A 16,795-nucleotide genomic window follows, 5' to 3' on the forward strand; every position below is an offset into this window, starting at 1 on the left:
AAGGAGCAAACATGCGTCGCGCCCTGATCCTGAGCGCCCTGATCGGCCTGCTCACCGGCTGCGCCGGCACCCCGTCCGACCCTTCCGGTGTCTGGGTCAACCAGGCCGCCATCGACGCCGCCGGCAAGGGTGGCAAGCTGCGCGAGGCGCTGCTGGCCTACGGTCCGAACCTGGAGTGGAAGCTGGACACCAAGGCCCAGCAGGCCACCTTCAGCAACGGCTTCGAGCTGGGCGAAGGCCAACTGACCGCCGAAGACCCCAAGCACTACCGTGTCGACTTCTACGGCAGCAACCAGGAAGCCCTGCAGCTGGACGGCAAGGAGCTGGTGCAGGTGGGCAGCGACAACTGGCCCGAGCAGCGCTTCGTCCGCCCCGAGCAGCAGCCCTCCGCCCAGAGCCCGGCCGGCAGCACCTTCCAGAACGCCCTGTACGACGCCTACCTCAAGGGCACCTGGGTGATCGAAGAAGGCCAGGGCAAGGGCAGCAAGGTGAAGTTCCTGCCCAACGGCGGTCTCGAAGGCATGCCCGGCGCCGATCGCTACGCGCTGTGCCTGGCCGGCGACTGCGCGGCCATGAGCGGCGACAACGACAGCATCTGGCTGCAACAGGGCCAGCAGGGCCGCGAGTACCTGTTCGAACGGGACGGCGACAAGCTGGAGCTGTTCGAAGCGGTGAACCGCGCCCAGGCCGACGAGATGCCGCAGTACGCGCCAGGCAACAAGGTCTGGACGCTGGAGCGCGACTGATCCGGGCGAGCGGGCAGCCTCAGCGCCTGCTTACGATCTCGCGAGCTAGCGCTGGAGTAGGCGGAAAGTGCCCGAAGAGCGGAGTTTACGGCTGTAAATGAGCATCTGAGGGCACTTTCCAACGCCCTCCGCCGACGCGCAGCAGATCGTATGCAGGCGCTCAGCGCAGGCCGCTCCATAGCAACCACCCCCCCAGCGCCAGCAGCAGGCCGCCGCACAAGCGGTCCAGCGCCGTCACCCGACGCTTCAGCCAGCCGCGCCAGCGCGGCCGATCCAGCAGGCGCACCAGCAACATATCCCACAGCAGCACCACCGCGCCCATCCACAACACGCAGACACCCAGTGCCCAACCGGGCAGATGGAACTGTCCGAGCACGCCGAACAACCCGGTGTAGAAGATCGGCAGCTTCGGATTCAGGCTGCTGGCCAGAAAGCCCTCGCGTACCCCGCGCAGAAATCCTCCGGCCCGCTGCTGGCCAAGCTCCGTAGGAATTTCCAGCTCCCGCCGCGCCAGCAGCGCTTGTGCACCGAGCCAGACGAAGTAGGCGCCGCCCAGCAGCTGCACCACCCGCAGCCCGTGGCTCGCCACGTTCGGCAACAGGCCAAGGACGAACAGCACCAGCAGCATGCTCGCCAGATTGGCCAGGGCGATTCCGGCTGCACAGCCATCCGCATGACGGCGCCCGCGCAACAGCCCGGCGCGGATCAGCAGGAAGAAATCCGGCCCCGGCGACAGCAGGGCGGCGAAGTGAGTGCTGGCGACCAGCGCGAAGGCAGCGAACATGGCGATCTCCCGAATGCGGCGTCGCGCAGTCTGGAAGGGCCAGCCTCGGGCAGTCTTGGAAGAAACTCAGGTGCGCGTGGAGCGCAGGAAGCGTCCGGGAGTGACGCCGGTGAAGCGGCGGAAGGTGCCGGAGAAGTGCGCCTGGTCGTAGAAGCCCAGCGCCAGCGCGACGTCCAGCGGCTTCTCGCCGGCCACCAGCAGGCGCTTGGCCTCACGGATGCGTCGCTGCAGCAGGTAGGTGTGCGGCGGCACGCCATAGGCATTGCGAAAGGCTTCGATCAGATGGCGCGGATGGCGCTGCAGCAGTTCGGCCAGCGTTTCGAGGCTGACCGCGTCGCGGTAATGCGCCTCCAGGTAATCGCGCAGCTTCGCCGTCACACTGCCGTCGCGAGCCGCCGAAGCAGTCGGACGCATGCCGCCGTGGCGGACGAATACCAGCTCCAGCAACGCCAGCAATTCGCTTTCCAGCGCCAGCGCGTCGTTGCGCTCGAACTCCGTCGCCACGCGTCGCAGCGCCTCTGCCACTTGCCCGTCGTCGTTCGGGTTGAGCGTCTGGAAACCGCGCGGCAACTGCTTGCGTCCGAGCAGCGGCAGCAGGCGCGACTCCTCGATGTAGAGCATGCGGTAAACCAGCCGCTCGGACTCGGCATTGCCGGTGTGCGGCTCCTCCGGGTTCATCAGCGACAGGGTGCCGGCGGGCAGCACATGGTGCGCACCGCGGCACTGGTAGCCGCCGGCGCCCTGCAGGATGGCGCCGATGGCGAAGGCATCGTGGCTGTGGCGGCCGAACGGCTGCCCGGAGAAGTCCGCATGGAACAACTCCACCCCCGGCAACCAGGGGCGCGCCAGCAGCCGGTTGGCGTCCATCTCAGTCCTGCTTGCCGGCCAGGATGGCCGCGTAGCCTTCGCGGAAGCTCGGGTAGCGTGGCTCCCAGCCCAGTGCACGGGCGCGGGCGTTGCTGCAGCGCTTGCTGCCGGCACGGCGCACGGCTTGCTCTTCGGACCACTGGGTCACGCCCAGTTGCTCGCGCAGCCAGGCGACCACCTCGTGCAGCGCAGCGGGATCGTTGTCGACGCCGAGGTAGCAGTCTTCCAGCGCCACGCCGCTGCGGTCGGCCTCCAGGAGATGAGCCAGCAGGCCGGCGGCATCTTCGGCGTGAATACGGTTGGCATACAGCGGCGGTTCGCTAGCCACCCGGTAACCCTCGCGCACCTGCTTGAGCAGCCATTCGCGGCCGGGACCGTAGATGCCGGTCAGGCGCACGACGCTGGCGGGGATACCGCTCTGAAGCGCCAGCCGCTCGGCTTCGAGCATCACGCTGCCGGAGTAGCTCTGCGCTTCGGCCGGGGAGTTCTCGTCGATCCACTCGCCCTCGCGCTGGGCGTACACGCCACTGCTGGAGACGAACAGCAGGCGTCTGGGCAATTGCCCGCGCTGCCGCAGCCAGCCGAGGGTGTTGCGCAGGCCTTCGACGTAGGCGGCGCGGTAGCCGGCTTCATCATGCTGGGTCGCGGCGGCGCAGAACACCAGGTAATCCAGCTTGCCCACCGGCCAGGTGTCCGGGCATTCGAGCTGGGCCAGATCGCCGGACACCGGCAGCACCTCGAAGGGCAATGCGGCGATGTTGCGGCGCAGACCATGGACGCGCCAGTCGCGCGCGGCCAGTTGGCGTCCCAGACGGCTGCCGACGTCGCCGCAACCGACGATCATCAGGCTTGGGAAGGTGTTCGTGCTCATGCTGGGCTCCGTGAATCGGGTCTGGGAGTTTAGCGCGGTTGGTTCGCGGCGGTGCAGCCGCTATGCTTGGGCCACCTCAACGGATTCAATGCCATGACCCTTACCGAACTGCGCTACATCGTCACGCTTGCCCAGGAGCAACATTTCGGCCGCGCCGCCGAGCGCTGCCACGTCAGCCAGCCGACCCTGTCGGTGGGCGTGAAGAAGCTGGAAGACGAGCTCGGCGTGCTGATCTTCGAACGCAGCAAGAGCGCGGTGCGCCTGACTCCGGTCGGTGAAGGCATCGTGGCGCAGGCGCAGAAGGTGCTGGAGCAGGCCCAGGGTATCCGTGAACTGGCCCAGGCCGGCAAGAACCAGCTGACCTCGCCGCTGAAGGTCGGGGCCATCTACACCATCGGCCCGTACCTGTTCCCGCACTTGATTCCGCAGCTGCACCGGGTCGCCCCGCAGATGCCGCTGTACATCGAGGAAAACTTCACCCACATCCTGCGCGACAAGCTGCGCACCGGCGAACTGGACGCGATCATCATCGCCCTGCCGTTCCAGGAAGCCGACGTGCTGACCCTGCCGCTGTTCGACGAACCGTTCTACGTACTGATGCCCGCCGACCACGCCTGGACGGCGAAAAAATCCATCGACGCCGAACTGCTCAACGACAAGAGCCTGTTGCTGCTCGGCGAGGGCCACTGCTTCCGCGACCAGGTGCTGGAAGCCTGCCCGACCACCCGCAAGGGCGACGAGAACAAGCACACCACGGTGGAATCCAGTTCGCTGGAAACCATTCGCCACATGGTCGCCTCGGGCCTGGGCGTGTCGGTGCTGCCGTTCTCCGCCGTGGACAGCCACCACTACGCGCCCGGCGTGATCGAAGTTCGCCCGTTCACCGCGCCGGTCCCCTTCCGTACCGTCGCCATCGCCTGGCGCGCCAGCTTCCCGCGGCCGCGCGCCATCGAGGTGCTGGCGGACTCGATCCGCCTGTGTTCGGTCGCCAAGCCGACCGTCAAGGGTGAAGCCGAGCCGGCATGACCGAGCTGTCGAACGTCCCGGTCACCGCGCTCAAGGGCGTGGGCGCCGCGCTGGAAGAGAAGCTGGCGAAGGTCGGCCTGGAGAACCTCCAGGACATCCTTTTCCACCTGCCGCTGCGCTACCAGGACCGTACCCGTATCACGCCCATTGGTGCGCTGCGTCCGGGGCAGGATGCGGTGGTCGAAGGCGTGGTCTCCGGCGCTGACGTGGTGATGGGCAAGCGCCGCAGCCTGCTGGTGCGTCTGCAGGACGGCACCGGCACCCTGAGCCTGCGCTTCTACCACTTCAGCCAGGCGCAGAAGGAAAACCTCAAGCGTGGCACGCACCTGCGCTGCTACGGGGAAGCGCGCCCCGGCGCCTCGGGCCTGGAGATTTACCACCCCGAATACCGCTCGCTCACCGATACCGTCGCCGCGCCGGTGGAGCAGACGCTGACGCCGATCTACCCGACCACCGAAGGCCTCACCCAACAGCGCCTGCGCCAGCTCAGCGAGCAGACACTGCAGCGCCTGGGGCCCTCAAGTCTGCCGGACTGGCTGCCGGCGGAGCTGGCCCGCGACTACCGCCTGGGCCCGCTGGACGAAGCCATCCGCTACCTGCACCGGCCGCCGCCGGACGCTGACCTGGAAGAGCTCGCCGAAGGCCGTCACTGGGCCCAGCACCGCCTCGCCTTTGAGGAGCTGCTGACCCATCAGCTGTCGCTGCAACGCCTGCGCGAAAGCGTGCGCTCCCAGGCGGCACCGCAGCTGCCGCCGGCCAAGCGCCTGCCGGCGCTGTACCTGAAGAATCTCGGCTTCAAGCCCACCGGCGCGCAGCAACGGGTCGGCGCGGAAATCGCTTACGACCTCGCCCAACCCGAACCCATGCTGCGCCTCGTGCAGGGTGATGTGGGCGCCGGCAAGACCGTGGTCGCTGCCCTTGCGGCCCTGCAGGCGCTGGAGGCCGGCTACCAGGTGGCGCTGATGGCGCCGACCGAAATTCTCGCCGAGCAGCACTTCCTCAACTTCAGCAAGTGGCTGCAGCCGCTGGGCATCGAGGTCGCATGGCTGGCCGGCAAGCTCAAGGGCAAGGCCCGCGCCAGCGCGCTGGAGCAGATCGCCAGCGGCGTACCGATGATCGTCGGCACCCATGCGCTGTTCCAGGACGAAGTGAAGTTCAAGCGCCTGGCCCTGGTGATCATCGACGAACAGCACCGCTTCGGCGTGCAGCAGCGCCTCGCCCTGCGCCAGAAGGGCGTGGACGGCCGGCTCTGCCCGCACCAGTTGATCATGACCGCCACGCCCATCCCGCGGACCCTGGCGATGAGCGCTTACGCCGACCTGGATACCTCGATCCTCGACGAGCTGCCGCCCGGCCGCACACCGGTGAATACCGTGCTGGTGGCCGACAGCCGCCGCATCGAAGTGATCGAGCGGGTCCGCGCCGCCTGCCAGGAAGGCCGCCAAGCCTACTGGGTGTGCACGCTGATCGAGGAGTCCGAAGAGCTGACCTGCCAGGCGGCTGAAACCACCTACGAGGAACTCTCCTCGGCGCTGGGCGAGCTGCGCGTCGGCCTGATCCACGGGCGCATGAAGCCGGCAGACAAGGCCGTGGTGATGGAAGCCTTCAAGGAAGGCATGCTGCAACTGCTGGTCGCCACCACCGTGATCGAGGTCGGCGTGGACGTGCCCAACGCCAGCCTGATGATCATCGAGAACCCCGAGCGCCTCGGCCTGGCCCAGCTCCACCAGCTGCGCGGCCGCGTCGGCCGGGGCAGCGCGGCGAGCCACTGCGTGCTGCTCTACCACCCGCCGCTGTCACAGATCGGCCGCGAGCGCCTGGGGATCATGCGCGAGACCTGCGACGGCTTCGTCATCGCCGAGAAGGACCTGGAACTGCGCGGCCCCGGTGAAATGCTCGGCACCCGCCAGACAGGCCTGCTGCAATTCAAGGTCGCCGACCTGATGCGCGACGCCGACCTGCTGCCGGCCGTGCGCGACGCGGCGCAGGCGCTGCTGGCGCACTGGCCGCAATCGGTCAGCCCCTTGCTGGCGCGCTGGCTGCGCCACGGCCAGCAATACGGGCAAGTGTGATCCAGTTCACTCTCGCCGGTCGGCTGACTGCGCGGTCACGCTGACTGGCTGGTTATACTCCGACCCAGCCGTTGATAACCGGATCACATTCATGAGCGACGCCGCACGCGCCACTTCCGCCTCATCGCGGGCCCCCGAGGTCATCCTGCAGCAGCTCGACAAGCTGGGGATTGCCTATCGCGAGGTCAGCGACGTCCCGTCCCTGTCCAGCACTCGACGCATCCAGGCAGGCCTGCTGGAAGACAGCGTCGGCACGCTGCTGGTGTTGTTCCCGCAGAGCCAACTGCTCGACCTCAATCGCCTGGCCGAGTTGACCGGTCGCAAGCTGGTGGCGGTCAAGCCCGAACGCATGGAGCGCATGCTCGGCAAACACCAGCTCAGCCGCCTGCCGGCGCTGCCGCCGCTGACCAGCTCGCCCTGCCTGTATGACGACCGCCTGCTGCAGGAACCGCAGCTGCTGATCGAATCCGGCACCGCCGGCGTCCTGCTGGAGATCGCCACCCCGGCCTTCCGCGGCCTGCTGGAGAAGGCCAGCGCCGCACGCTTCGGCGTTCCGCTGGAGGCCATCCGGCCGAACCTCGACCGCCCGGACGACGACCGCGACGAAATCACCCAGGCCGTGCAGGCCTTCACCGCCCGGCGCATCCAGCAGCGCCTCGAGGAAACCATCGAGATTCCGCCGCTGCCGGAAACCGCACAGAAGATCATCAAGCTGCGCGTCGATCCCAACGCCACGGTGGACGACATCACCGGCGTGGTGGAAACCGACCCGGCGCTGGCCGCCCAGGTGGTCAGCTGGGCCGCCTCGCCCTACTACGCCGCCCCCGGCAAGATCCGCTCGGTGGAAGACGCCATCGTCCGCGTGCTGGGCTTTGACCTGGTGATCAACCTGGCCCTGGGCCTCGCCCTGGGCAAGACCCTGAGCCTGCCCAAGGACCAGCCGCAGCACGCCACGCCCTACTGGCACCAGGCGATCTACACCGCCGCGGTGATCGAGGGCCTGACCCGTGCCATCCCGCGCACCGAGCGCCCGGAGGCCGGCCTGACCTACCTCGGCGGGCTGCTGCACAGCATCGGCTACCTGGTGCTGGCGCACATCTTCCCGCCGCATTTCTCGCTGATCTGCCGCCACCTGGAAGTGAACCCGCACGTCGAACACAACCTGGTCGAGCAGCACCTGCTGGGCATTACCCGCGAACAGATCGGCGCCTGGCTGATGCGCACCTGGGACATGCCGGAAGAGATCTACACCGCCCTGCGCTTCCAGCACGACCCCAGCTACGCTGGCGACTGCGCGACCTACGCCAACCTGGTGTGCCTGGCGACCCGCCTGCTGCGCAACAATGGCATCGGCGGCGGCCCGGAGACAGGCATTCCGCAGGACCTGCTGGAGCGCCTGAACATCAGCCGCGACAAGGCCGAGGACGCGGTGCGCAAGGTGCTGGACGCCGAAGCCGCGTTGCGCGAGCTGGCCAGCCAGTTCAACGCGCCGCACTGAGCGCAGCTGAAATGAAAAAGGCCCCATCCGGGGCCTTTTTTCATGGTGCGAAATGGCTCAGGCGGCCTTCTTATCGCTGGCCGGTGCCGCTTTCTTCTTTGGCTTGAGGTACTTCACCAGTCCCTGGAACCAGATCACCAGGCCCGGGTTGCCCTGGATCTGGATGTCCTTGTTCTGGATGCCCTGCATGAACGCCAGCTGCGGGTTCTTCGAGGTCATGGTTGCGAAGCCGTAGGCGCCATCCCTGAAGCCGAGGGCGAAGGCCGGCTGCGGATGGGTACCGCGACGGGCACTGACGCGCAGGTCCTTGACGATGTAGTGGCGGGCAACCTTGCCGTCGAGGGTGTGCAGTTGGAACACCAGGTCCTTGCCTTCCAGTTGCTTCTGGAATGCCGGATTCTCGCGGCTGGCCTTGGCCATCATGCGCCCGAGCAACCACAGCAGAAGACGAAATTTCATGCACAAACCTCGATTTTCGAGACAAAAGTCTGCGCATTGTAGCCACTGTGAAAAGGGACTACATCCGATCTTTTGGTGGGTTTATGTAACCGGAGGGGCGACCCGGAGCCGCTCTGGCTCCGGGCTGCGAGCGATCAGTTGACTGCGTCTTTGAGTGCCTTGCCGGGTTTGAAGGCAACGGTGTTGCTGGCTTTGATCTTTACCGGTTGGCCGGTTTGCGGATTCTTGCCGGTACGGGCGCCACGGTGGCGCTGGATGAAGGTACCAAAACCGACAAGGGTAACGCTGTCCTTGCGGTTGAGCGCGCCAGTGATTTCATCCAGCAGCGCATTCAGCACCTTGTTGGCTTGTTCTTTGGTGAGGTCGGCCTTTTCGGCGATGGCGGCGGCCAGTTCTGGTTTACGCATAGATATAGATGCCTCTTTGACGGTTTGTTGTTGTTGTGTCCGTGCTGTCTTCCCAACAGCGCCCAAGGCACCGCAGGCTTGCCGTACAGGCTCTAGGCTGCGGCAGACGGGGGGAGAATGGCACGCCGCACGCAGGCGCGCCAGTATCGTCTGACAATTTTGGAGCACATTCCCACAGTAAAACCGTCGCCAAAGAGGGCTTTTACGCCAACAGGGCCGGCAACTCTTTGTTAAGCGAGAGCTTTTCGCCGACAGCCGCCCCGGTCAGGGCATAACCGAGCAAACGACCGGCGGTATCCCGATAAAGCACCTTGAGGTCCGCGCCAGAGCCTTCCACCTGCCATTCGCCCTCGCTGCCGCGCGGCGGCGGCGACACCACCAGCGGGCACACCGGAGTCTTCACAGTCACCGGCATCGGGCCATAGGCCACGGTGGTCGACTTGCCCGCCAGGGTCTGCGCCAGCGCACGGGCGCAGGACATCAGCGGCATCACGTAGAGCAGGTTCAGGCCATCGACCTCGGCGCAGTCGCCCAGGGCATAGATGTTGGCGTGGGAGGTACGCAGCTCGCGGTTGACCATCACGCCGCGATTGACGTCCAGCCCTGCGGCGGCGGCCAGGTCGATGCGCGGACGCAGGCCCACGGCGGAAACCACCAGGTCGCAGGCAATCACGCTGCCGTCGGACAGGTGCGCTTCCAGGGCATCGCCCGCGCGCACCAGGCGATTCAGCACCGGTCCGAGGTGGAAGCGTACGCCGAGGCTTTCCAGCCCTTGCTGCACCGCCTGGGCGGCGGCTGGGTGGAGCAGGCCGGGCATCACCTGCTCGCAGGGCGCCACCACCTCGATCTGGAAACCGCCACTGGAGAGGTCGTTGGCGAACTCGCAGCCGATCAGCCCGGCACCCAGCAGCAGCACACGGCGCTTGCCGGCCACCGCGCTGCGGAAGCGCGCGTAGTCTTCCAGGTCGTTGATCGGGAAGATCAGGTCCTGGGCGTCACCTTCCACCGGCACGCGAATGGTGTCCGCCCCCCAGGCCAGCACCAGGTCGCGGTAGCGGATTTCCTCTTCGCCGATCCAGATGCGCCGGTGGCCCGGATCGATACCGGTGACGCGAGTGTGGGTGAGGATGCGCGCCTTGAGCTGGTCGGCCATGGCGCCCGGTTCGGCCATGGCCAGGCCGTCGGCGTCCTTGTCCTTGGAGAACCCGGTGGAGAGCATCGGCTTGGAGTAGGAGCGGCCGTCGTCGGCAGTGATCAGCAACAGCGGCGTCTCGCCATCGAGCTTGCGCCACTCGCGCGCCAGGTTGTAGCCGGCCAGGCCCGTACCGATGATCACCAGCGGTGCGTTGTCACTCATTGCTCTCTCCACCTCGTAAAGACGCCACGGCGGTCAAGGCCGTCGCAAGTTGGTTTCCGATATCAAGAATCCATTCAGGACCTGGCGAGCTGGAGCAGAACAAGGCGGAAACGAGCGAGGGAGCGGAATGTACTTCAGTACATGAGCATCTCGAGGTCGTTTCCAACGCAGTTATGCCGACGCGCAACCAGGTCATGGATGGGTTCTCAGGAGATCTCGATCATCTCGAAATCGATCTTGCCCGTGCCGCAGTCCGGACACACCCAGTCCGCGGGAATGTCTTCCCAGCGGGTACCCGGCGCGATGCCCTCGTCCGGCAGCCCCAGCGCCTCGTCATAGATGAAGCCACAGATCACGCATTGCCATTTGCGCATCGGCCAAGCCCTCCTGCGATTGCCCGGTGAAGCTAACGAATTTGCGCGCACTGGCCAACGGCGGCAGCGCCGCCGGGGGTCGTCAGCTGGGCCAACCCGGCGCTTTTCCAGTTTACGCCGCCAGGCACGGCCCTGCCGGAGCCACAAACGCAGACGGCGACCCGAAGGCCGCCGTCGCGGGAATCCATCCAGATGGGATCAGCCGATTTCGATCATCTCGAAGTCCAGCTTGCCCACGCCGCAATCCGGGCACAGCCAGTCTTCCGGCACGTCTTCCCAGCGGGTACCGGCGGCGATGCCCTCTTCCGGCCAGCCCTTGGTTTCGTCATAGATCAGGCCACACACCACACACTGCCACTTCTTCATCGGCTCTCACCCTCGTGTTCTTGTCGCTTGGACGTCAGTGCATCCAATGTCCGGCTTTGTACTGGCGATGGGGCCGGCGCGCAAGTACCGACCGACCGGCCAAACCTTTGGTGGGGTATGGCGTAAAGCACTCTTGCAGAGAACACAATCGGCCGCGCAAAGCCGCCATGTTAAGCTGCCGCGTCCCTGGTCACCCGCAGTCATCACCGTGCCCGACGCAGCCCTGTCCCACCCGCCCCGCTGGCTCTCCGCCGCCCAGTTGCATCCCGCGCCTTCCGCCCAGGTTCTGGACTGGCTGTTCGACGAGGGTTCGCTGACGCGCCGGCTGACCGCACTGTCCGACGGCGGCTTCGCAGTGCAACCGCTGGCCGAGGGCTGGCACCGGATGCGCGCGGACGAATGCACCGCCCTGGGCGTAGCCGACGGCAGCCTGGGCTGGGTTCGTGAGGTGTACCTCAAGGGCCACGGCCAGCCCTGGGTGTTCGCCCGCAGCGTCGCCGCGCACCACGCGCTGGAAGGCTCCGGCTTCGACCTGCGCCTGCTCGGCAGCCGCTCCCTGGGCGAACTGCTGTTCAGCGACCGCGCCTTCCACCGCGGCCCCATCGAAGTGTGCCGCTATCCGGCCGCCTGCCTGCCCGCCGACGTGCGCGTCGAGCGTCCCTGGGGGCGCCGCTCGCTGTTCAGCCGCGACGGCCTCGGCGTACTGGTCGCCGAAGTATTCCTGCCCACGCTCTGGCACCGGCTGGAAGAACAGTCCGTATAATCCCCGGATCGTTTCCGGAGGCCGCCATGTTCGTCGCCCTGATCAAACCCCTCGCCCGCCTGCACCCCCGCGCCTGGGACTTCCTCCAGCTGACGCGCATGGACAAGCCGATCGGCATCTACCTGCTGCTGTGGCCCACCCTGTGGGCGCTGTGGATGGCCAGCGGCGGCGTGCCCAGCGCGAAGAACCTGCTGATCTTCGTCGTCGGCACCGTGCTGATGCGCGCCGCCGGCTGCGTGATCAACGACTTCGCCGACCGCAAGCTCGACGGCCATGTCGAGCGCACCAAGGCCCGCCCGCTGGCCACCGGCAAGATCACCGTGCGCGAAGCCTGGATCACCTTCTTCGTACTGCTGGGTTTGAGCTTCCTGCTGGTGCTGTGCACCAACGCGCAGACCATCTGGCTGTCCTTCGGCGGCGCGGCGATCGCAGCGCTCTACCCGTTCATGAAGCGCTACACCTACTACCCGCAGGTGGTGCTGGGCGCGGCCTTCTCCTGGGGCATCCCCATGGCCTTCACCGCGGCGGGCGGCACGCTGCCGGCGGCGGCCTGGCTGCTGTTCTTCGCCAATGTGCTGTGGACTGTGGCCTACGACACCTACTACGCGATGACCGACCGCGAGGACGACCTGAAGATGGGCATGAAGTCCACGGCGATCCTCTTCGGCGACGCCGACCGGGCGATCAACCTGACCCTGCAGGGCCTGATGCTCCTGCTGTTGATCCTGGCCGGCAACAAGCTGGCGATGCACCTGTATTACTACCTGGGCCTGGCCGTGGCGGCGGGCTGCTTCGCCTGGCAGTTCCACTCCACCCGGGACCGCGAGCCGATGAAATGCTTCAAGGCCTTCCTGCACAACCACTGGGCGGGGCTGGCGATCTTCCTCAGTACGGTACTGGATTACGCGCTGCGCTGAGGCCAGCCCTGCGCAGGAGCGAGCCTGCTCGCGAATGAACCCCGGCAACGGGACATGGGTTCGCGAGCAAGCTCGCTCCTACAAGAGCTCTCTACCGAGCGGCTGGAGCTACTGCGGCTTGGCCATGTGCCAGACGCCCATCTTCCCTTCGCCGTTCATGTCGCCCGGCTTCTTGTCCTGAATGAAGGTGTACAGCGGCTTGCCGTAGTACGCCCACTGCATGCTGCCATCATCGCGCTTGACCAGCGTCCAGTCGTCCATGGCCTTGGCGTCGGCGGCGGCCTTCAGCGGCGGCCAGTTCTGCGCGCAGCCACCGTTGCACATCGACTTGCCACCGCTGTCCTGGTCGAAGGTGTACAGCGTCATGCCTTTGGCATCGACCATCATGCCGTTCTTTTCCATCGCCGGCTCGGCCGCCAGCACGGCCATCGCCGGGAGGGCCAGCCCAAAGGCAAGGGCCGGGAGCAACCTCTTCATCGCGTGTCTCCTCTGGTGAGGTGGAACGGCGCGGGTGTTATCGCAAGGGCGACGTCGACTACGCACTCGCAACCGTCATCGCGGCATGCCGGCGCCGCAGCGCCAGCCGCACCGCCGACCGGGCCGGTGCATTGCCTGCCGGCCGCAAGCGGAAATCGCGGCCGCTGATTCAGCATAGACGAGCGCTCTACGACGAGGCCCGGCTAACATTCCCATGTCACATCCCTGAAATAATTCCGTTATCTAATGCGGCGCAATACGAAAATTCCTGAGGCACCAGCATGGTTGGCAAGACAATCCTCATCGTCGATGACGAAGCTCCGATCCGGGAAATGATCGCCGTGGCCCTGGAGATGGCCGGCTACGAATGCCTTGAGGCCGACAGTGCCCAGCAGGCCCACGCGGTGATCGTCGACCGCAAGCCGGACCTGATCCTGCTCGACTGGATGCTGCCGGGCACTTCCGGCATCGAACTGGCCCGCCGCCTCAAGCGCGACGAGCTGACTTCGGGTATCCCGATCATCATGCTCACCGCCAAGGGCGAAGAGGACAACAAGATCCAGGGCCTGGAAGTCGGCGCCGACGACTACATCACCAAGCCCTTCTCCCCGCGCGAGCTGGTGGCCCGACTGAAAGCCGTGCTGCGCCGCACCGGCGCCGGCGACAGCGAGACGCCGATCGAAGTCGGCGGCCTGATGCTCGACCCGATCAGCCATCGCGTGACCATCGACGGCAAGCCGGCCGAGATGGGCCCGACCGAATACCGCCTGCTGCAGTTCTTCATGACCCACCAGGAGCGCGCCTACACCCGCGGCCAACTGCTGGACCAGGTCTGGGGCGGCAACGTCTACGTGGAAGAACGTACCGTCGACGTGCACATCCGCCGCCTGCGCAAGGCCCTGGGCGAGGTCTACGAAAATCTAGTTCAGACCGTGCGCGGCACCGGCTATCGTTTCTCGACCAAAAGCTGATCAGGCCCAGAGGGTCTGATGACGCAGCAACGCGGCTCGCGGCGAAGCGTCATCAGCCCCTCAAAGACGGGTACAAGGAACGGAATTTCGTGACCCAGAACTGGAGTGGCGTGCTGATTCGCCACCTGTTGTTAGTCGTCGGCGGCGGCCTGCTGGTCGGACTGATCTCCGGCCAATGGGGCTGGGCCCTGGCAGCGGCCCTGGCTGCCTACCTCGGCTGGACCCTCTGGCAGCTGCTGCGCCTCTACCAGTGGCTGAAGACCCACCAGAGCGATGAGGCCCCACCCGACGGCTACGGCCTGTGGGGCGAGGTGTTCGACAGCATCTATCACCTGCAGCGGCGCAACCAGAAGGCGCGCGGCCGGCTGCAGGCAGTGATCGACCGCATGCAGGAGTCCACCGCGGCCCTGCGCGACGGCATGATCCTGCTCGACCGCGACGGCAACCTGGAGTGGTGGAACCAGTCCGCCGAACGCCTGCTCGGCCTCAAGAGCCCGCAGGACGGTGGCCAGCCGGTGACCAACCTGGTCCGCCATCCGCGCTTCAAGGAATACTTCGCCCACGAGGACTACCGCGAGCCGCTGGAGCTCACCTCGCCGATCAACGACAACCTGCGCCTGCAGTTCCACATCACCATCTACGGGGCCGGCGAGCACCTGATGCTGGTGCGCGATGTGACCCGCGTCCATCAGCTGGAACAGATGCGCAAGGACTTCGTCGCCAACGTCTCCCACGAGCTGCGTACCCCGCTGACGGTGATCGCCGGCTACCTGGAGACGCTGCTGGACAACGTCGAGGACGTGAACCCGCGCTGGACCCGCGCGCTGCAGCAGATGCAGCAGCAGGCGGGGCGCATGCAGAACCTGCTCAACGATCTGCTCCTGCTGGCCAAGCTGGAAGCCACGGACTACCCGGGCGACAACAAGCCGGTGGCGATCGACCTGCTGCTGCTGTCGATCCGTAACGATGCCCAGGCGCTCTCCGGCGTGCGCAACCACCGCATCAGCCTGGAGGCCGACGCCAAGGTGAAGCTCAAGGGCAGCGAGACCGAGCTGCGCAGCGCCTTCTCCAACCTGGTGTTCAACGCCGTGAAATACACCCCCGAGGAAGGCGAGATCCGCATTCGCTGGTGGGCCGACGACCAGGGCGCACACCTGGCGGTGCAGGACAGCGGCATCGGCATCGATCCGAAGCACCTGCCGCGCCTGACCGAACGCTTCTACCGCGTCGACTCCAGCCGCAACGCCAGTACCGGCGGCACCGGCCTGGGGCTGGCCATCGTCAAGCACGTGCTGCTGCGCCATCGCGGCACCCTGGATATCAGCAGCGTGCCGGGCAAGGGCAGCAGCTTCACCTGCCACTTCCCGCCGCAACAAGTCGAGCGTCGCGCCTGAGGGCGCTCGTACACATGAGTTTGCAATCAGCGGGCTTGCCAGTGGCGTCCGTGAACCGCATTCTTGTCCGTCCATTCCTTATCCAACAGAACCATGGACCCTTCCCCTAGTAGCAACTTCCTGACCTACTTCGCCGATTTCGGCCTGATTCTCTTCGCTCTCTTCCTCGTCGTGCTCAACGGTTTCTTCGTGGCCGCCGAGTTCGCCATGGTCAAGCTGCGCTCCACCCGCGTGGAGACCATCGCCAAGCAGCACGGCTGGCGGGGCACCATCCTGCGCAAGGTGCACAACCAGCTCGACGCCTACCTCTCCGCCTGCCAGCTCGGCATCACCCTGGCCTCCCTGGGCCTGGGCTGGGTCGGCGAGCCGGCCTTCGCCGAACTACTCGAGCCGCTGCTGGGCGCGGTCGGCGTGCACTCCGAGGAAGTCATCCGCGGCGTGTCGTTCTTCACCGCGTTCTTCATCATTTCCTACCTGCACATCGTGGTCGGCGAGCTGGCGCCCAAGTCCTGGGCCATCCGCAAGCCCGAGCTGCTGTCGCTGTGGACCGCTGTGCCGCTGTACCTGTTCTACTGGCTGATGTACCCGGCGATCTGGCTGCTCAATGCCAGTGCCAACACCATCCTGAAGATCGCCGGCCAGGGTGAACCGGGCCCGCACCACGAACATCACTACAGCCGTGACGAGCTCAAGCTGATCCTGCACTCCAGCCGCGCCCACGACCCCAGCGACCAGGGCATGCGCGTACTGGCCTCCGCAGTCGAACTGGGCGAACTGGAAGTCGTGGACTGGGCCAACTCCCGCGAGGATCTGGTCTACCTGGAACGCAGCGCGCCGCTGGACGACATCCTCGCCACCATCCGCCGCCACAAGTACAGCCGCTACCCGGTGTACGACAGCGGCAAGGGCGAGTTCATCGGCCTGCTGCACATCAAGGACCTGCTGCTGGCCCTGACCACGCTGGAAAGCCTGCCGGAGTCCTTCGACCTCGACGAGCTGACCCATCCGCTGGAAATGGTGACCAAGCACATGCCGCTGGCGCGCCTGCTGGAGCAGTTCCGCCAGGGCGGCTCGCACTTCGCCCTGGTGGAGGAAGCCGACCACAAGGTGATCGGCTACCTGACCATGGAAGACGTGCTGGAAGTGCTGGTCGGCGATATCCAGGACGAACACCGCAAGGCCGAGCGCGGAATCGTCGCCTACCAGCCCGGCAAGCTGCTGGTGCGTGGTGACACGCCGCTGTTCAAGCTGGAGCGCCTGCTGGGCCTGGACCTCGACCACGTCGAGGCGGATACCCTCGCCGGCCTGGTCTACGACACGCTCAAACGCGTGCCGGAAGAAGAGGAAGTGCTCGATACCGAAGGCCTGCGCATCATCGTGAAGAAGATGAAAGGCCCGAAGATCGTCCTCGCCAAGGTGGTGAAGCTGGACTGACGGCTACGCCCA

Annotated in this window: 18 protein-coding genes; 9 read left to right on the forward strand and 9 right to left on the reverse strand. The window is 66.3% G+C overall.

What is annotated here, in order from left to right; genetic code table 11:
• The first annotated feature begins 11 nt into the window (after positions 1-11).
• Complete coding sequence (locus tag SD196_RS26585; protein WP_343578118.1) at positions 12-746, forward strand: hypothetical protein; 735 nt, start codon at positions 12-14, stop codon at positions 744-746.
• A gap of 160 nt (positions 747-906) precedes the next feature.
• On the opposite strand, the gene SD196_RS26590 is transcribed toward SD196_RS26585, so the two are convergent.
• The 3 genes from SD196_RS26590 to SD196_RS26600 all read right to left on the reverse strand — a co-directional run bounded on the left by SD196_RS26590 (position 907) and on the right by SD196_RS26600 (position 3,268).
• Positions 907-1,530: a LysE family translocator gene (locus tag SD196_RS26590; protein ID WP_343578119.1), complete on the reverse strand. Its 624-nt coding sequence runs from the start codon at positions 1,528-1,530 to the stop codon at positions 907-909.
• Between the two features lie 66 nt (positions 1,531-1,596).
• Positions 1,597-2,397 (reverse strand): AraC family transcriptional regulator, encoded by an 801-nt coding sequence (locus SD196_RS26595; RefSeq protein ID WP_343578120.1) that lies wholly within the window; start codon positions 2,395-2,397, stop codon positions 1,597-1,599.
• Between the two features lies 1 nt (position 2,398).
• Complete coding sequence (locus SD196_RS26600) at positions 2,399-3,268, reverse strand: NAD-dependent epimerase/dehydratase family protein (RefSeq protein ID WP_331319558.1); 870 nt, start codon at positions 3,266-3,268, stop codon at positions 2,399-2,401.
• A 93-nt stretch (positions 3,269-3,361) separates the two neighbouring features.
• Between SD196_RS26600 and oxyR the strand changes: the two genes are divergently transcribed.
• From oxyR to SD196_RS26615, 3 genes are all read left to right on the forward strand, one after another.
• Entirely contained in the window at positions 3,362-4,294 is a 933-nt protein-coding gene (gene oxyR / locus SD196_RS26605) for an oxidative stress transcriptional regulator OxyR (protein ID WP_275609281.1), read from the forward strand.
• On the forward strand, positions 4,291-6,366 hold the full coding sequence (gene recG, locus SD196_RS26610) for an ATP-dependent DNA helicase RecG (RefSeq protein WP_275609282.1): 2,076 nt from the start codon (positions 4,291-4,293) through the stop codon (positions 6,364-6,366). The genes oxyR and recG overlap by 4 nt, the downstream gene beginning before the upstream one ends.
• A gap of 91 nt (positions 6,367-6,457) precedes the next feature.
• Entirely contained in the window at positions 6,458-7,864 is a 1,407-nt protein-coding gene (locus SD196_RS26615; protein ID WP_343578121.1) for an aminoacyl-tRNA deacylase and HDOD domain-containing protein, read from the forward strand.
• 57 nt (positions 7,865-7,921) lie between these two features.
• Here SD196_RS26615 and SD196_RS26620 read toward each other — a convergent pair whose 3' ends face one another.
• From SD196_RS26620 to SD196_RS26640, 5 genes are all read right to left on the reverse strand, one after another.
• Positions 7,922-8,323, reverse strand: coding sequence for a helicase (locus SD196_RS26620; RefSeq protein ID WP_343578122.1), 402 nt, complete (start codon positions 8,321-8,323; stop codon positions 7,922-7,924).
• A gap of 134 nt (positions 8,324-8,457) precedes the next feature.
• Positions 8,458-8,730 (reverse strand): HU family DNA-binding protein, encoded by a 273-nt coding sequence (locus SD196_RS26625; RefSeq protein ID WP_009614168.1) that lies wholly within the window; start codon positions 8,728-8,730, stop codon positions 8,458-8,460.
• A gap of 202 nt (positions 8,731-8,932) precedes the next feature.
• Entirely contained in the window at positions 8,933-10,087 is a 1,155-nt protein-coding gene (locus SD196_RS26630) for an NAD(P)/FAD-dependent oxidoreductase (protein ID WP_331319556.1), read from the reverse strand.
• A 206-nt stretch (positions 10,088-10,293) separates the two neighbouring features.
• A complete protein-coding gene (locus SD196_RS26635; protein ID WP_275609286.1) occupies positions 10,294-10,461 on the reverse strand; it encodes a rubredoxin in 168 nt (55 codons plus the stop codon).
• A gap of 198 nt (positions 10,462-10,659) precedes the next feature.
• Positions 10,660-10,827, reverse strand: coding sequence for a rubredoxin (locus SD196_RS26640; protein ID WP_015479573.1), 168 nt, complete (start codon positions 10,825-10,827; stop codon positions 10,660-10,662).
• A 208-nt stretch (positions 10,828-11,035) separates the two neighbouring features.
• Between SD196_RS26640 and SD196_RS26645 the strand changes: the two genes are divergently transcribed.
• Both SD196_RS26645 and ubiA read left to right on the forward strand, forming a co-directional pair.
• Complete coding sequence (locus SD196_RS26645; protein ID WP_275609287.1) at positions 11,036-11,590, forward strand: chorismate--pyruvate lyase family protein; 555 nt, start codon at positions 11,036-11,038, stop codon at positions 11,588-11,590.
• A 26-nt stretch (positions 11,591-11,616) separates the two neighbouring features.
• Positions 11,617-12,507, forward strand: coding sequence for a 4-hydroxybenzoate octaprenyltransferase (gene ubiA, locus SD196_RS26650; RefSeq protein ID WP_343578123.1), 891 nt, complete (start codon positions 11,617-11,619; stop codon positions 12,505-12,507).
• Positions 12,508-12,615: 108 nt separating this feature from the next.
• On the opposite strand, the gene SD196_RS26655 is transcribed toward ubiA, so the two are convergent.
• Positions 12,616-12,984: a hypothetical protein gene (locus tag SD196_RS26655; protein WP_275609289.1), complete on the reverse strand. Its 369-nt coding sequence runs from the start codon at positions 12,982-12,984 to the stop codon at positions 12,616-12,618.
• 281 nt (positions 12,985-13,265) lie between these two features.
• Between SD196_RS26655 and phoB the strand changes: the two genes are divergently transcribed.
• The 3 genes from phoB (at position 13,266) to SD196_RS26670 (ending at position 16,783) form a co-directional block, all read left to right on the forward strand.
• Positions 13,266-13,955: a phosphate regulon transcriptional regulator PhoB gene (gene phoB / locus SD196_RS26660; protein WP_275609290.1), complete on the forward strand. Its 690-nt coding sequence runs from the start codon at positions 13,266-13,268 to the stop codon at positions 13,953-13,955.
• 89 nt (positions 13,956-14,044) lie between these two features.
• Complete coding sequence (phoR, locus tag SD196_RS26665; RefSeq protein ID WP_343578124.1) at positions 14,045-15,349, forward strand: phosphate regulon sensor histidine kinase PhoR; 1,305 nt, start codon at positions 14,045-14,047, stop codon at positions 15,347-15,349.
• A 93-nt stretch (positions 15,350-15,442) separates the two neighbouring features.
• Entirely contained in the window at positions 15,443-16,783 is a 1,341-nt protein-coding gene (locus tag SD196_RS26670; protein WP_343578125.1) for a hemolysin family protein, read from the forward strand.
• Positions 16,784-16,795: the final 12 nt, after the last annotated feature.

Origin of the sequence: Pseudomonas macauensis, from assembly GCF_047902425.1 — a bacterium.
Classification (GTDB): Bacteria; Pseudomonadota; Gammaproteobacteria; order Pseudomonadales; family Pseudomonadaceae; genus Pseudomonas.

Coding starts and splice junctions, on each gene's coding strand:
- SD196_RS26585 (WP_343578118.1), top strand. CDS start 12: ATGCGTCGCGCCCTGATCCTGAGCGCCCTGATCGGCCTGCTCACCGGC.
- SD196_RS26590 (WP_343578119.1), bottom strand. CDS start 1,530: ATGTTCGCTGCCTTCGCGCTGGTCGCCAGCACTCACTTCGCCGCCCTG.
- SD196_RS26595 (WP_343578120.1), bottom strand. CDS start 2,397: ATGGACGCCAACCGGCTGCTGGCGCGCCCCTGGTTGCCGGGGGTGGAG.
- SD196_RS26600 (WP_331319558.1), bottom strand. CDS start 3,268: ATGAGCACGAACACCTTCCCAAGCCTGATGATCGTCGGTTGCGGCGAC.
- oxyR (WP_275609281.1), top strand. CDS start 3,362: ATGACCCTTACCGAACTGCGCTACATCGTCACGCTTGCCCAGGAGCAA.
- recG (WP_275609282.1), top strand. CDS start 4,291: ATGACCGAGCTGTCGAACGTCCCGGTCACCGCGCTCAAGGGCGTGGGC.
- SD196_RS26615 (WP_343578121.1), top strand. CDS start 6,458: ATGAGCGACGCCGCACGCGCCACTTCCGCCTCATCGCGGGCCCCCGAG.
- SD196_RS26620 (WP_343578122.1), bottom strand. CDS start 8,323: ATGAAATTTCGTCTTCTGCTGTGGTTGCTCGGGCGCATGATGGCCAAG.
- SD196_RS26625 (WP_009614168.1), bottom strand. CDS start 8,730: ATGCGTAAACCAGAACTGGCCGCCGCCATCGCCGAAAAGGCCGACCTC.
- SD196_RS26630 (WP_331319556.1), bottom strand. CDS start 10,087: ATGAGTGACAACGCACCGCTGGTGATCATCGGTACGGGCCTGGCCGGC.
- SD196_RS26635 (WP_275609286.1), bottom strand. CDS start 10,461: ATGCGCAAATGGCAATGCGTGATCTGTGGCTTCATCTATGACGAGGCG.
- SD196_RS26640 (WP_015479573.1), bottom strand. CDS start 10,827: ATGAAGAAGTGGCAGTGTGTGGTGTGTGGCCTGATCTATGACGAAACC.
- ubiA (WP_343578123.1), top strand. CDS start 11,617: ATGTTCGTCGCCCTGATCAAACCCCTCGCCCGCCTGCACCCCCGCGCC.
- SD196_RS26655 (WP_275609289.1), bottom strand. CDS start 12,984: ATGAAGAGGTTGCTCCCGGCCCTTGCCTTTGGGCTGGCCCTCCCGGCG.
- phoB (WP_275609290.1), top strand. CDS start 13,266: ATGGTTGGCAAGACAATCCTCATCGTCGATGACGAAGCTCCGATCCGG.
- SD196_RS26670 (WP_343578125.1), top strand. CDS start 15,443: ATGGACCCTTCCCCTAGTAGCAACTTCCTGACCTACTTCGCCGATTTC.